14 protein-coding genes and 1 riboswitch are annotated in these 15,497 nt (G+C 39.6%); of the genes, 3 read left to right on the forward strand and 11 right to left on the reverse strand.

Going from position 1 to position 15,497, the window contains the following annotated elements; translation table 11 throughout:
• Window positions 1–12 precede the first annotated feature (12 nt).
• A complete protein-coding gene (locus HMPREF1504_RS05655) occupies window positions 13–999 on the reverse strand; it encodes an IS30 family transposase (RefSeq protein WP_038122762.1) in 987 nt (328 codons plus the stop codon).
• Between the two features lie 352 nt (window positions 1,000–1,351).
• Between HMPREF1504_RS05655 and HMPREF1504_RS05660 the strand changes: the two genes are divergently transcribed.
• Window positions 1,352–1,981: an NAD(P)-dependent oxidoreductase gene (locus HMPREF1504_RS05660; RefSeq protein ID WP_038124196.1), complete on the forward strand. Its 630-nt coding sequence runs from the start codon at window positions 1,352–1,354 to the stop codon at window positions 1,979–1,981.
• Window positions 1,982–2,089: 108 nt separating this feature from the next.
• Here the strand turns inward: HMPREF1504_RS05660 and HMPREF1504_RS05665 are convergent, their stop codons facing one another.
• The 4 genes from HMPREF1504_RS05665 to HMPREF1504_RS05680 all read right to left on the reverse strand — a co-directional run bounded on the left by HMPREF1504_RS05665 (window position 2,090) and on the right by HMPREF1504_RS05680 (window position 6,324).
• Window positions 2,090–2,881: a hypothetical protein gene (locus HMPREF1504_RS05665; protein WP_038124199.1), complete on the reverse strand. Its 792-nt coding sequence runs from the start codon at window positions 2,879–2,881 to the stop codon at window positions 2,090–2,092.
• Window positions 2,882–3,132: 251 nt separating this feature from the next.
• Window positions 3,133–3,792: a DUF542 domain-containing protein gene (locus HMPREF1504_RS05670; protein ID WP_038124203.1), complete on the reverse strand. Its 660-nt coding sequence runs from the start codon at window positions 3,790–3,792 to the stop codon at window positions 3,133–3,135.
• A 262-nt stretch (window positions 3,793–4,054) separates the two neighbouring features.
• Window positions 4,055–5,053: a phosphate acetyltransferase gene (pta, locus tag HMPREF1504_RS05675; RefSeq protein WP_005378201.1), complete on the reverse strand. Its 999-nt coding sequence runs from the start codon at window positions 5,051–5,053 to the stop codon at window positions 4,055–4,057.
• Between the two features lie 56 nt (window positions 5,054–5,109).
• Complete coding sequence (locus tag HMPREF1504_RS05680; protein ID WP_038124207.1) at window positions 5,110–6,324, reverse strand: ATP-binding protein; 1,215 nt, start codon at window positions 6,322–6,324, stop codon at window positions 5,110–5,112.
• A gap of 381 nt (window positions 6,325–6,705) precedes the next feature.
• Between HMPREF1504_RS05680 and HMPREF1504_RS05685 the strand changes: the two genes are divergently transcribed.
• Entirely contained in the window at window positions 6,706–7,383 is a 678-nt protein-coding gene (locus tag HMPREF1504_RS05685) for a lactate utilization protein (protein WP_005381225.1), read from the forward strand.
• On the opposite strand, the gene HMPREF1504_RS05690 is transcribed toward HMPREF1504_RS05685, so the two are convergent.
• Together HMPREF1504_RS05690 and HMPREF1504_RS05695 are read right to left on the reverse strand one after the other, a co-directional pair.
• Entirely contained in the window at window positions 7,380–7,682 is a 303-nt protein-coding gene (locus tag HMPREF1504_RS05690) for a helix-turn-helix domain-containing protein (protein WP_038124209.1), read from the reverse strand. The two genes, HMPREF1504_RS05685 and HMPREF1504_RS05690, sit on opposite strands and share 4 nt — an antisense overlap.
• Before the next feature lie 211 nt (window positions 7,683–7,893).
• Window positions 7,894–9,252 carry an NAD(P)-dependent oxidoreductase gene (locus tag HMPREF1504_RS05695; RefSeq protein WP_038124211.1) on the reverse strand — a complete coding sequence of 453 codons (1,359 nt, stop codon included), beginning with the start codon at window positions 9,250–9,252 and terminating at the stop codon, window positions 7,894–7,896.
• Between the two features lie 285 nt (window positions 9,253–9,537).
• Between HMPREF1504_RS05695 and HMPREF1504_RS05700 the strand changes: the two genes are divergently transcribed.
• Window positions 9,538–10,731, forward strand: a complete 1,194-nt coding sequence (locus HMPREF1504_RS05700) for a MalY/PatB family protein (RefSeq protein WP_038124216.1) — start codon at window positions 9,538–9,540, stop codon at window positions 10,729–10,731.
• A gap of 74 nt (window positions 10,732–10,805) precedes the next feature.
• On the opposite strand, the gene HMPREF1504_RS05705 is transcribed toward HMPREF1504_RS05700, so the two are convergent.
• From HMPREF1504_RS05705 to HMPREF1504_RS05720, 4 genes are all read right to left on the reverse strand, one after another.
• Window positions 10,806–12,362 (reverse strand): DUF438 domain-containing protein, encoded by a 1,557-nt coding sequence (locus tag HMPREF1504_RS05705; protein ID WP_038124219.1) that lies wholly within the window; start codon window positions 12,360–12,362, stop codon window positions 10,806–10,808.
• A gap of 249 nt (window positions 12,363–12,611) precedes the next feature.
• The gene (locus tag HMPREF1504_RS05710) at window positions 12,612–13,241 is read right to left on the reverse strand and encodes a superoxide dismutase (RefSeq protein ID WP_005378042.1); all 630 of its coding nucleotides are present in this window, start codon (window positions 13,239–13,241) and stop codon (window positions 12,612–12,614) included.
• 162 nt (window positions 13,242–13,403) lie between these two features.
• A complete protein-coding gene (gene thiC / locus HMPREF1504_RS05715; protein WP_005378177.1) occupies window positions 13,404–14,708 on the reverse strand; it encodes a phosphomethylpyrimidine synthase ThiC in 1,305 nt (434 codons plus the stop codon).
• Between the two features lie 79 nt (window positions 14,709–14,787).
• Window positions 14,788–14,894, reverse strand: a riboswitch (TPP riboswitch).
• Window positions 14,895–14,951: 57 nt separating this feature from the next.
• Window positions 14,952–15,497 carry a cysteine hydrolase family protein gene (locus HMPREF1504_RS05720; protein ID WP_005378015.1) on the reverse strand — a complete coding sequence of 182 codons (546 nt, stop codon included), beginning with the start codon at window positions 15,495–15,497 and terminating at the stop codon, window positions 14,952–14,954.

A 15,497-nucleotide genomic window follows, 5' to 3' on the forward strand; every position in this document is an offset into this window, starting at 1 on the left:
TACCTTGAATTGTCAAGTCAAATGCAACTCTACTGAATGATAAACCTCGTATGGAGTTTTCCAATTTAAGCATTTGCGCGGCCTAAGATTTATTTCTTTCATTTTTGCTTCAACATAGCTATCTGATTGATTAATATCCACAGTTTTCGGGAAATATTCTCTAAGCAATCCATTGGTGTTTTCGTTTGTTCCTCTTTGCCAAGGATGATGTGGAAATGGAAAATAAAATTCTACTAAATTCAACTCCTGACTAATTTCTGCATGTTTAGAAAACTCTTTCCCTCTATCTGGAGTTATTGTTTCTAGAGGTTGATTTTTTAAAAGCTTAATCATCGCTTGTTTGACTAAAAATGCATTCTTTTTTGCAATTTTTTTACATAGCAGATACCTACTTTTTCGATCAGTTAATGTTACTAAGCAAGCCTTACCAGTCTGCCCCATAACTGTATCAGCCTCCCAATCACCTAATCGTTCTCGATTATTTGCAGGAGCTGGTCTATCTGTAATTAAATTACTAATTTGAATTTTTCCACGTCTTTCTTCATAATTTTTTGTATGACGACTTTTACCACGATGTCGTAGTTTGCGAACAACTCCTCTATTTCCATGTGATAATTCTTTTTCATCAAAACGACCATTATATATTTCCCTGTAAATTGTATTGTAACTAATAGTGAAGCTTGAATTTTCAAATTTCAATCGAGAGGAGATCTGTTCCGGAGACCATTGATGTCTCAAAAATAAATTCTTTACACATTCATATAGACTTGGATTATCTAGCTTTTTTCTTGGTTTACAATTAAAGCGTCTATTTTTATATCTGTCATGGGCTTCACAAGGTATGTACTCGCCATTTTGACTATTTCTTTTGATTTCTCTTGATATAGACGATTTATTTTTCCCAAGTAAAATTGAAATTTCTGTTTGATTTTTTCCTATATCAATAAAATGTTTTAGAATTTCGCGCTCTTTTAGTGTAAAATGAGTATAATGATTCATGGCTCCTCCTGATTTTTAGATGTCTTTGCAAACACTATTTTATCAGAAAGCCATGAATCTTTTTTAGTTGCACTTAGATTATAAATTCAAGGTACAAAACTTTTTGAAAAAATTTATCCCAGTAAATATCACAATTCTATCACTTTTGATAGTACCTATCCTGAATAATTCTACTATTCAAAATAATGGCACCTCTATATAATGAGGTCATCAGCTTAACTCAAATTCACTAATCATATGTTAGAGAAGTGACAAATAATTAATTCTAAACGACTTTGCCTAGACCATAGACCGTCAAGGCAGTGGAGGCTTAGAATTAATGTTTAGCACTTTATATAAAAGGAGAAAGCACATGAACATTTTAGTAATCGGTGCAAATGGTAACGCAGGTCGTCGTATTGTAGAGAAAGCCCTCAAAGCAGGTCATCAAGTAAGCGGTGTTGTCCGTCGCGAAGGTGCCATTGAAGGTATTCCAACCATCGTAAAAGATGCGTTACAACTAACAAAACAAGAACTAACTCAATTTGATGTAGTCGTAAATGCTACAAGCGCTTTCACACCAGATACGTATCACTTACCAGCAGATTTGACATTATTGCTTGTAAAAGCATTAGCTAACACAAATACGCGCCTCATCGCTATAGGTGGTGCAGGCAGTCTCTATGTAGACGAAGATCACACAGTTCAACTAAATGATACACCAGAGTTTCCTCCAGAATTCCTAGTTCGTTCCAAAACTCATGGTAAATCTGACGATATCTTGCGTAAATTCAGCAATGTAGACTGGACAATGTTTACCCCACCACCAATCTTAGATGCAGAAGGTCCTGAATCTAATGACTATGTATTAGGTAATGAAAATATTATCTTGAACAAAGAAGGTAAGCCTTATATCTCTTATGATACATTTGCACAAATTCTAGTAGATGAAATCAACAATCACAAATTTGGTCGCCAACGCTTTACAGCGGTACAAAACTAACTTAACTCTCTCTACAGTAGATTTAAAGCTATAAAAGAGCCTCTATGAACATTCCTTTACCAATAAGGAATGTCCATAGAGGCTCTTGTTTATATATTAAGTTTATACTTAAATAAGTTGATTTACATCATAATTAAATTTAGCCGTTGTTTCGGCAGCAGTTTTTTGCCATTCTGTTGGTGCTGTACCGTCTTTTTCAAGGAAGTATCCAGAGTCTAGGTAGCGAATGATGATATAGTTAGAATCCTTTTGGTCAAAGCCATTACCGCGGGAGAAATCGATACCATGTCCGGTATTACGTGTTACGATAGCTTCCAACAAAGGCAACGTAATGGCATTCAACGTGATTTTCATATCACATTTGTCGAAAATCTTTTTGAAGAAGGAACTAGGTTTTTCTTCTTTATAGACTAACAATTTACTAATTGTACCATTAGATGCACATACTACACGACGGATTTCATTAATAGGGATATCAATCTTACCATTTGAGATAACACCATTTTTAATGGTGATTTCTCGTTTCCCCAGGTAGTAGTAATCAAGTGGCAATTGAAGGGTATCTAAATTTGCAGGGAATTCCGCTGTCAATTTATTTCGAGCAAAAGCGGCAATAATCGCTTTTGTTTCGCGGATATTGTGACCAGCATTAGATCCTTTACGGTCAGTATCTAAATCTTGACCTTCTATGCTTTTCCAATTATGGTCTCTGAACCTAATCGTATAGTTACTATTTGAATTTAAATATCTTGTAAGAAATAGCTCATTTACGTCCTCAAAATTAATATCAGTTGTAACAGTACCATTTGCATCTTTACAAATCACACCATTGTAACTAATCGTTAATGTACGACCTTTGTCTTCAAATGTAACAGGGTTTGTATCGAATACAGAAATCATGGTTCTCTCCTTTTTATTACGTCATACACAACTATATGTACAAATTGATTAAGTATATTAAGCAAATATAGTTAACTCAATCATACACCTTCTATATGTATTTACGCAAACCACATATTTCACCATAATATAGCTACAAACTCATAATTTTTAAGAAAACAAAAGACACCAACCATTCGATTGGTGTCTTTACTACATACAAGGAACCATTTTGTAATAGAGCCTTGTCGTTATACAGATGATATTATAATCTATTTCATGTCAAACAAAACAGAATTTTCTAAGAAAATATGTTCATGAAGACCTTCTTCTAAGGCTTTCATGGTCTTAAATACATAGACATAAGTAGCACAGCCATCTGCTGGTGCTGTGTACTGGTTGGTCAATGCACTTAAGGATTCCAAAAGTACACCTGCAGCTTCGTGTTCAGCCCGAAGTTCATCAAAGTCTATGGGTTTACCCGCTTTAAACTCAGGAAAGTCTACATGTTCTTCATGCCGGAAATGAGGTATAAGAGCGGATTTGAGTTGCAAAAAGGTTTGATAAATCTTTGTCAATTCCTCACCATGATGGTCATAATGTACATTTAGTAGTTTTGCCAATCCTTGGTCAATTTCATCAATCATATTCAATTGTTCTCGATGATAGGTATGAACGATGTAGTCAATCAATTGGTCTTTAGAATAACTAAGCACCTCTACACGAGAAGATTTCTTAGCAACTTGTACAGTATTTAACATAGCAATGTATGCATCCACATCTTTACCTGTTTCTGCAATAGCCTCTGCTAAAGGATGTCCACCACCACAGCAAAAATCAATTCCATCTTTTGCTAATACATCCATTAACTCTGGATTTACTTTAACCGCATCAGCTACGGTCATGGATTTATTAATAGTTCCAAAACTCATAAGATACACCTCCAATGGTTTACGCCGATCTATAGTCTTATAGTTATACTATACGATCAACCATGGATTCTGTCTGTCGCAGTAGCTACCAATTTGAAAGTAACATGACAACAATGGTAAGGCTGTAAAAAATAACATAAAGTAATGAATATAAAAATATATAGATATATATTGAACATACAAAAAGCTGGCTCATAGAGCCAGCTTTCAGCATATCAAATCATATATGACATATGTTTATATATAATTGTATGAGTAACTATTAGATGCTTTCAACAGCAGCGATAGCAGCAACGTCTACAACGTCTTGAGCGGAGCAGCCACGGGAAAGGTCATGAACTGGTTTAGCCAAACCTTGAATCAATGGGCCAAGAGCGTCAGCACCGGAGAAGCGTTGTACCAATTTGTAACCAATGTTAGCAGCTTGAAGATCAGGGAAAATCAAGATGTTAGCTTTACCAGCTACGTTGGAACCAGGAGCTTTCTTTTCTGCTACGGAAGGAACGATGGAAGCGTCCAATTGTAATTCGCCATCGAATTTGAAGTCAACGTTGCGTTCTTTCAAGATGTTAACAGCTTCAACCACTTTGTCTACTTCTGGAGTAGAAGCGGAACCTTTTGTGGAGAAGGATAACATGGATACGCGAGGATCAGCCATGCCAACAACTTTGCGAGCTTTTTCTACAGTGGATTCTGCGATATCAGCCAATTGTTCGCTAGTTGGGTTAGGCAATACGCCGCAGTCGGAGAATACGAGCATACCGTCGTCGCCATATTCTTTTTTGCTTGTGAACATGAACATGGAAGAAGATACAGTTTTAAGACCTGGTTTAGTACCTACAACTTGTAATGCAGCACGCAATACGTTTGCAGTTGGGCAACCGGAACCAGCAACCATGCCATCTACTGCGCCAAGACGAACAAGCATAGCACCGAAGAATAAGCAGTCACCTTTCATAGTTGCGTCAGCTTTTTCAGGAGTCATACCTTTTTTAGCGCGCAATTCTACGAATGTATCAACCATTTCTTGGTAACGATCGTAGTTAGCTGGATCGATGATTTCAGCACCTTCTACGGATACGCCAACAGCTTTAGCAGCTTCTGCGATTTCAGCTGGGTTACCTACTAATACAGGTGTTACGAAACCTTCTTTCAAAATGATTTCAGTTGCTTTCAATACGCGTTCATCTTTGTATTCTGGCAACACGATTTTTTTACCTAATGGTTTTACTTGGTCTTTTAATTTTTGAATTAAATCCACGATTTTTGCCTCCTTAACATTGGCTTATGCCATATCAATACTATTATTATAGCAATTTAATAGCTCTCTAACAACCATTCTAAAACATTTCGTTGTTGAATTCCGTCATAATTTGCATTTTTATTTAATTCATCCAATGTAAGTAAAAACTTTGGATATTGGTCTTGTACAGCCTTAAGAGGTGCGAGCTCACGATTTAGCGTATTAGGATCTAACACAGTTTCGCTTACCTGATAGTATTCTGTAACACCCGCTTTTTGTGCAACAAAGTCAATTTCACCCTTAGCTAATTGGCCTACATATACAGTATATCCACGACGAATGAGTTCAAGAAAAACGATATTCTCTAAAATATGTCCTGTATCACGACTCGCGTTGCCAACTAATAGATTACGTAATGTTGCATCCACACAGTAGTACTTTGCATTTATACGCAATAATTCTTTACCGCGCACATCATAACGATTAACCTTATATAGCAACAAGCTATCTTGCAAGCCTTGTAAATATCGTTCTACCGTTTTATTATCTATTTTTCTACCGGCGCTAACGAGCGAATTTGCAATCTTATTGGGTGAAAGCAAACTACCTATGTTAGACATAATATATCTCACAATATCTTGTAAGATTGTAACATCACTAATCTTCAATCGAGCCACAACATCATGTAATAATAAGGTATTGTATAGGCCTCGTAGATATTCTTGTATATCAAAATCTTCGCCCCCTAATTGTTGCGTATAAGGGAATGAGCTTTCACGAAGATAGGACTCATAGGCAGGAATTAAAGAGTACTGATTACCATCGTATTTGCTATGGTAAAACTCACTAAAGGACAGTGGTAACATCTGAATTTCCACATATCGTCCAGTTAGTAGCGTAGCGATATCGGATGACATAAAGTATGCATTGGATCCCGTAATATATAAATCTGTATTTTCTTTTACAAACAAGCTATCTACGACGCGATGAAACTGATCAACGTGCTGAATTTCATCAAGGAAAATATAATTCATTTCATCAGGCTGCATACGCTCTAAAATATATTGATACAGCGCATGATAATCTCGTAAATGCTCATATTCTAGTTCTTCAAAATTAATGGATATTATCTGTTCAGGTTTAACGCCTTCCGATAACAGCTCATCCTTAAATAGCCTAAATAACGTAGATTTCCCACAACGACGTATCCCAGAGACAACCTTAACAATAGGCCGATTCCGATTACGTCGTAAAAAATCTAGATATCCTTGGCGCTGAATTAATTTCATAAGGGCCTCCTCATCTATGTACGTTCTCATAGATGGAACCCTCTTATTAGTATTGTCAAATATCATATCGACTACCTAATAACTCTGGATTCCATTCCAACTTTATATTAATTTTATCATAAAATTGGATTTCATTCCAAAGTTTTACTATTTAGTGTTCAAATATGGATTCTATTCCAATGTTTTATACAAAGAACATTCTATACTATCAGTATCATTCTTTTACCTAAAAACAGAGTCTCCTTATGTTGAATAACCACCACATAAAACAGTACAATACTAGTAATAGAAATACTGTATTACTTAGAAAATAATCTTTACCTTACATTACTTCGAAAATACTGTTTACCTCACTAGTTTATATGTAATATGGGAGGACTCATGGCCAACACAGACACAACAATCAATGCAGTTATCAATCCTCAAATCAACGATGCCCCCATCGATATAGAGAAAACCATCAAAGCCTTAGAACGCAACAACTTCGTGGTCCATTATTTTGAAACAGGCGCTGACGCAGTGGCCTATTTACAGTCTCGCATTCAACATAAACGAGTGGCTATCGGTGATTCACGCACCTTATTGGAACTCAAGGTTCATGATGCTTTGTCCCAGGTCAACGATGACATAACAGATATTCAGCGACCTCTTCCTGGTGAAAGTTTCCGCGATACAGCGCTACGCACCATGGGGCGCGATGTATTTTTAACCTCTGTTAACGCCTTAGCGCAAACGGGTGAAATGGTCAACATCGATGGTACTGGCAACCGTGTAGCGGCCTCTCTATTCGGATCACAAGAGGTCTTTTTCGTACTAGGACGTAACAAAATTACGCCTGACTTGGCCTCTGCCATCTACCGGGCGCGCAATGTGGCGGCACCACTGAACAGCAAAAAAAATAAAAAAAGTTCCCTCAATCCTTGTGCCAAGCTGGAAGAAAAATGCTACGACTGTGGTTCGCCTGACAGGATTTGTAATGCCTTAACGATTTATTACAAGAAAATGCGCAACATGCAAACTATGGAGGTTATTATCATCAACGAGGATTTAGGATTTTAATGAAATTCTATATGTCGATGTTCTATGCCGTGAAAGTCGATAAAGCCTAAGTCAGGGCCTCCAAAAAATGTATCTAAGGGCATATTATCAAAGCCATTGACTATCCTACACAGCGTAGATATACGAGGGTCTATATTCCCCTTTTCCAGTCCGCTAATATAGGACTGTAACAATCCCGTTCGCTTAGCTAACTCTTGTTGAGTTATATGATAGTGGCGGCGCCATAAGAGAATGAGAACGCCTAAGTGTTGGATAGCCTTTTCTGACTGTGTTTCACTACATACGATATCATACATCATAGAAACCTCACTTTCTATACTATCCTTAATAACAACTCTTTGCCTCCACAATACGGCAACCAATTAAGAGGGACCATAGCAACTTGAATTGTGATGACATATAATAGAAAATCCCTTGCGATACATTCATATCGCAAGGGATTTTTATTCATATTATGTTATAAAATTATGCTTAAACATACATACATGTATATTCTTGTACATAAAAGTCTTATTTATGCTCTTCTGCAATAGCCATAGCACGTTTGATTTCCATGTATTTAACCATGCCATCAACGGCTTTTTTAGCTTCGCGCATAGCGAGTACTACAGTGGCTGGTTTATGTACTACGTCACCACCGGCGAATACACCTTCACGGCTTGTCATGCCGTATGGTTCTTCGGATGTGATGATATAGCCTTTTTCGTCTACGCGAAGGTTGTTACCTTCCCCAACGAGGCGTGCATTAGGTTTATGACCAGCAGCGATGATGATCTTATCGACAGGCATCACTTGGTATTTACCTGTGCCGTGGATACCCGCACCATCGTCATTAAGGGCCATTACTTCGTATTTAAAGCCTTCTACCTTGTCTTTACCTTCTACACCAACTGGAGATGCGAACCATTGGAATTGAACACCTTCGGCACGGGCTTCTTCGTATTCAGATAACAAGGCTGGCATTTGTTCTTGGCTACGACGGTATGCAACAGTGACAGATTCACAGCCTAGACGTACGCATGTACGAGCCGCATCCATCGCTACGTTACCACCGCCGATGATAACAACGCGGTCCCCTTTCTTCACAGGAATCGCTTTTTCTTCAAGCTCACCATTTTCTACCAATTGTACATTTGTTAACAAGTACATTGCTTGGAATACGCCTGTAATTTGATCGTTTTCCATACGTACTTCTTGAGGAATATGTGTACCCGTACCGATGAAGATGGTATCAAAGCCTTCTGCAAATAGATCATCCAAGGATTTATCTTGGCCGATGAATGTATTACATACGAATTTAACGCCTAAGCCTTCAAGACGGGCGATTTCACGACGTACAACGGACTTGGACAAACGGAACTCAGGAATACCGAATAAGAGTACGCCGCCTGGTTCGGATTGACCTTCAAATACAGTGACATCATAGCCGAGTTTTGCTACGTCGCCTGCAACGGACAAGCCTGCAGGGCCGGAACCGACAACGGCTACTTTACCGAGATCTTGTTTAATTTTCTTAGGTTTGCGCAATCCATTGATGCTTTCAAAATCGGCAGCAAAACGTTCCAATTTACCGATGTTGATAGGCGGTTTCTTAGCCTTATTCATGATGCAGTTGCCTTCGCATTGATTTTCGCGTGGGCACACGCGACCACAGATAGCTGGCAAGTTTGTACGTTCCGCCAAGATATCGTTGGCTAAGCCAAAGTTACCGCGCGCGATGGCTTGGATAAAACGAGGAATCTCGTTTTCAATCGGACAGCCCATGCGGCACAAAGGTTTTGGACAATTTAGACAACGTTTCGCCTCAGCGAGCGCCTCCTCCATCGTATAATCCGCATCAAAATGAAGTGGTTTTAATTCGTTACTCATGGCACATGCCTCCTAACAAGGATCCAGTACTATACTTATACAGCGTTGCATGCACCTAAGCTGTCCGATGAGCCCTCTCACATAGGGACGCCGCCACATGCTGCTAACATTTATCTTTTGTAACCATTCGATAGACGTGTGGTCACTGGTGAGACACACACTATTCTATAGTACATTTTAAATTGTGAAAGCGAGCTCCGTCAAGAAGCTGAGCTACAATATGCTTATTTTATATACATTTATTGCTATAATACATACATAAGGCAACATAAATGAGGTATTCCTATGAACACTACAGAATTTACTGAAACATACTACATAGACCGCCGCGGTTCTCATTCCCGCAAATGGGACGGCGAATATTTAAAATTTAGTCGCACCGACCTACTACCACTCTGGGTGGCAGATATGGACTTTATAACACCACCATGCATACAAGAGGCCATTTGTAACTATGTAACAAACAATCCTCTAGGTTATACCATGACAAATCCAAATTATATAGAAGCTGTCATACATTGGCACAAACGCCGTCACAACTGCACTATTGAACAAGACTGGATCACTAGCGCCCCCAATGTTATTACCGGTATCATGTGGTGTATTGGGGCTTTCACCAAACCAAACGATGCCATTACAGTCCTTACGCCCGTGTACGGAGCCTTCGATGCCCGTGCCAATGATGCAAACAGACACATCGTTGCAGTGCCATTACATCGCACGACGACCAATGGATATACTGTTGATTACGATGCATTCGAGTCCGCCATTAGTCAAAACGATGTGAAGGTTTTCATCCACTGCAATCCCCATAATCCTGTGGGACACGTGTGGACCGAAGAAGAAATGGACCGATTATTTAGCATTTGTCAGCGTCACAATGTGCTCATCATAAGCGACGAAATCCATCAAGACCTTATTACCGGTTCCACACCATTTACGCCCGCACTATCCGTATCCAACGGTCATTATGCAGACCATATGATAACCATGTCATCTGTGTCAAAATCGTTTAACATGGCCAGCTTACATCAGGCGGAAGTGATGATTCCCAACGAGACATTACGCACTCAATATAACGCCTATAAGGCGCAAGTGTACCACACGGATGCAGATGTCATCGCAGAAACGGCTATCACTGCGGCCTATACCCATCCAGAGGCAGAGGCGTGGCTAGACGATGTATGCGCTGTCATCCGCGAAAACTACGAATATCTATGCGATGAACTACTCTCAGCCCTACCAAAGCTTCGCATCAGCCCTATGGACGGCACCTATTTGGCGTGGATAGATTTCGGTGCCTATGTAAAACCTGAAGATATGCACGACCTATTCGAACATCAATGCCGTATCGCGCCAAGCTTTGGCGAATGGTTTGGCGGTAAAAACTACGCCACCTTTGTACGAGTTAACTTAGCCACGAGCCTAGCTAATATCAAAACAGCTACGCACAGCATCATCGACCATATCCGTTCTTAGTCCTACGTATAAAGAGGCTGCTCTAGCATCAGTTCTAGAGCAGCCTTTTGTCATATTTTCGTATATAGGATTTCTTATTTAGATCTTGAGAAATGGTCCTTTGCAAATTGCATATCTTGTACGAGTTCCAATGTGCCAAGGTATTTCTTATTTTTGTCGCGAACCGCCATGTAGTTTACATAGAATGGACGGCCTTGTTTTTCAAGCCATACGGCCACATTATCGCGGTCCCCTTTACGGAAGGAATCGATGATACCGCGCACGATAGGTTCTACCTTAGGTGGATGACAGGAGAATACATCGCGACCGATTGCCGTAGTAGGGCGTTTAAAGACCTTTTCGCCGTCGTTAAAATAACGGTTAATGTCTTCATGGTCAACGAAAGTTACTTCCATAGGCATTGTGTTAAGCATAGCATCGAGTTGATCTACAGTTAACGTACCACCAATTAAACCGATGGTATTGTCATCACCACTTGATTTTCTAGTTTGTGTAGCTAATGCCGCATCAGCCTCTGGCCAAGCAATGCGTTTTACACCAAAGATTTCCTCATATTGTGCAGTATCCTTATAGATTTGGTACCAATCTTGAGTTGTAAAGTTTTCCGCACAGATAGGGAACAAGATATTTTGTTCTTTGTAGATCATTTCTTGAGCACGTGTAAGAAGCTCATCAAAACGTCTATACCAATCATCTACACTTTGACTAGATTTTGCCAAATCACCCAATTGGTCTCGAATATCGCCATCAACAGTCCACATAACCATGGATGGGCCACCGATAGCATAATCCACCTTTAATTTTGGATATAACAAATCGCCTTTTTTAGCATAGTGAACGGATAATTGACGCACTCTATTTACATCATCAACGGTTGCCGTTTTATCGGCCACTTTAGGACGAAGCTCTTCAATCAAATCATTAAGCGCCTTATTTTCTTCCGTCATTTGGTTGAGCGGATGGCCTATCGTTTCTACAAGCGTTGTTACCGTTTGTTTCTTATCTTGAGCTTCTAAAGCAGCCTCAACCTTCGCATGCTCTTCTTCCATTTGTTCATGAATGGTAGAACCGTGGAACAAAGCGGAATGAAGGTCGCATAATTGTTGTACCTCTTCTAGAGGTGTACCTTCGCGCATAAGGCCTTGTTCAGCTTTCATGATTTCACTGGCTTCTACATGTTTAAATTGGCTGGCAAAATCTTTGCGCACATCGCCAAGGGCTTCCCCTGTACCTAAGCGTTTTAAGAAGCCTTTTAATTGCTCTACCCGTTCGCTATCGGGTACAGTATCCTCTGCGTTAGCTTCTGTATTTTCACTAGCCTTAGGTTCCTCATCTTGAGTGGCTGGTGCCTCAACAGGAACATCCTTAGCAGATGCTACATCATCACCGTGTAGGTTGGGCATATCACCTTCTAATGTAAAACCAGCTTTCATAAAGGCCCCTACAATATCCATCATAGAGATGCCCTTCATCTTAGCCCCTTTAGGGATAGTCATAATTTTGCCAACGGAATGGAGCATCACCTTATTGGTAATTTCTGTGAAGCCCAATCCTTTCATAATATCTATAACCTCTGGATATTCTTGTACCAAATCATATACGGATTTTGATAAATCTAATTTCTTTTCCATTTTGATCCCCTCGTGTCAAAAATATTGTTTATTGCTTATGTTAGTAGCCTCTATACGTTTTCGTATATAAGGTAATTTACATTCCGAAAGGTCATCTTTAATAACCTATGACCCTATGATAAACGATATCGATTAGAAAATCTGTATCCATGGCTATACTTTTGAAAGTTATTCAAAAAAATAACGAATAGATGACAAATCAATCCATAAATTGGACATAGATGTATCATCTATTCGTTAACAATCATCTTATTGATGATGAGGTTGCAATGCTTTTTCGTAGTTTTCAGCGACTGCATCCCAGTTGATAACACGGAAGAATTCCTTAATATAATCTGGGCGACGATTTTGGTAATGCAAGTAATATGCATGTTCCCATACATCTAAACAAAGAATGGCAGTTTTACCTTCCAAAAGAGGATTATCTTGATTAGCCGTAGAGGTTACTTCTAGTTTGCCATCCTTGTTGACCACTAGCCAAGCCCAGCCAGAGCCAAATCGTGTTGCCGCCGCTTGGGAGAAGCTTTCAACAAAAGCATCATATCCGCCTAAATCAGCATCGATAGCATCCTTCAAAGGGCCTTGCAATTTAGATGTATCAGGTTTTGTCATGATATCCCAAAACATGGTGTGGTTTTTATGACCCCCACCATTGTTGATAACCGCTTGACGGATATCCTCTGGCACATTGGCAATATCGCCGAGAATACAATCTACGCAACCATAGGCAAGATCCGGGTATTTAGCGATGGCTGCATTCAAATTATTAACATACGCTTGGTGATGCTTATCATGATGCAGTTTCATCGTCTCTGCATCGATAACAGGTTCTAGATAATCATAAGCATATGGTAATGGTGCGAGTTCGAAAGGTTTCATAATAGTCCTCCTTTTAATTAGGGCACGAACGATATCTTAACTAGTATCGTTCTTGTGAAAGCGATTCGATGCACCTGCATCGGTATTTCATTGATATGAATTATCATTCTTTGCATATTGTACTATCTATATAGATAAACGTCAATATATGACCAACATTTATTACAGAATATCAATATATTCGCTATTCAAAGCCTTATTCATGCTACGAACAGCACAGAATTTACCACACATACTACAAGTTTCACTATGCCCCTCCTCTGGAGCTCGGCTTTCACGAATATTGCGAGCACGTTGAGGATCAAGTGCACACGCATATTGCGCCTCCCAATCTAGTACGCGTCTAGCATCAGCCATCGCATCATCCTTATCACGGGCACCTGGTATGCCACGTGCTATATCCGCTGCATGGGCTGCTATTTTGAAAGCCATAATACCTTCTTTCACATCGTCTGCATTAGGCAATGCCAAATGCTCTGCCGGCGTTACATAACAAAGAAAGGACGCCCCATGCATGCCCGCCACAGCACCACCAATGGCAGCTGTTATATGATCATAGCCAGGTGCAATATCTGTCACCAATGGGCCTAACACATAAAACGGAGCTCCGCCACATAGCGTTTCCTCAATTTCCATATTCGCTTGAATTTGGTTAAGTGGCACATGACCTGGGCCTTCAATAATCACTTGCACACCTTTAGCTCGAGCGCGTTTAGTCAATTCACCAAGTCGTACCAGTTCTTCAATTTGACATACATCCGTAGCATCTGCTAAACAGCCTGGTCGACAAGCATCACCCAAAGAAATAGTTACATCATACTCACGGCAAATATCTAAAATATCATCAAAATGTTCATAGAATGGGTTTTCCTTACCCGTCATGCTCATCCATGCAAAGATAAGACTACCACCACGGCTAACGATGTTGAGTCTACGTTTATGCTTTTTAATTTGCTCAATAGTTTGACGCGTAATACCACAATGTAAGGTTACAAAGTCCACCCCATCCTCTGCATGGAGACGGATAGTATCTAAGAAATCCTCAGCAGTAAGTTCTGCCAAATCCCGTTGATGATGTATAACGCTGTCATATACTGGTACAGTACCAATCATGGCTTTACATTCGCTAGTTAATTTTCGTCTAAAAATACGTGTATCACCATGAGTAGATAAATCCATAATCGATTCAGCACCAAGTTGAATCGCCCAATTTACCTTTTCTATTTCACTATCATAATCGGTAACGTCTCTGGATGTGCCAAGATTCACATTTATTTTCGTGCGCAATGCTTTACCGATGCCCTCTGGATCGATACAAGTATGATTCTTATTACAGGGAATAACAACTTGTCCTAAAGCAACTAGCGCTCGCAATTGCTCTACATCCATGCGTTCCTTTTCTGCTACAATTTTCATCGCATCCGTAACAAAGCCTTTTTGTGCGGCTTCCAATTGAGTGTAAAACATAATATGTCCTCCTATTGAATAAAACCTTTTAGCTTTGTACACAAGAAAAAGGGTATCGATATAATATGATCGATACCCTTGAATGGTTTTGCGTGCTTCCTACGCGGGCATGATCCCGATCAGGTCAAAGGTCAGGTGCTAACAGCCCTTTCTCAGCCTATCTCATAGGCTCCCTTGCATACTCTGCTATGTAATTGTGTATAGCATATCACTATTTAACTAATATTTCAATCTATACCTCTATTACAAATCATCTGTTACTTCAATCTGACATTGACGCATAGTTAATAATGCTGCTTCATGGCTTTCCTCAGTAACCCCTGCACAGCAATTAGGATCTACATGAATAGGAACCTCTGGCAAGCCAGCTTTCAACAATATGGCATTCGACACAACGCACACATCTGTACAAACACCGACCAAAGTTATACTTTCAATAGGCTCAGCTGTATTCATACCTTGCAAGCGCGTAACCAATTCAGAAGATCCAAAATTAGGTTTATCAATGATAAAGTACGGATGGATGGTATTGCGTTTTTCTGCGGCCGTAATGAGGCTCTCCATAATTTGCCAACCAATCGTATCTTTCACACAATGCATAACTGGCAAATGCTGACCTTCTTGGCTTTCAAGATAATTAGTATCGTGAGTATCTCGTGTAAAAATAACTGGTCCATCAAAGGATGCAATTTTTTGACGTACAGTATCCACGATGGCCTGAGCCTCTGGAGAACCAAGAGAGCCATCCACAAAATCATGTTGCATATCAATTACGACTAAAACGTTCAT

The sequence above is a fragment of the Veillonella sp. ICM51a genome (assembly GCF_000524355.1).
In the GTDB taxonomy this organism is placed as follows: domain Bacteria; phylum Bacillota; class Negativicutes; order Veillonellales; family Veillonellaceae; genus Veillonella; species Veillonella atypica.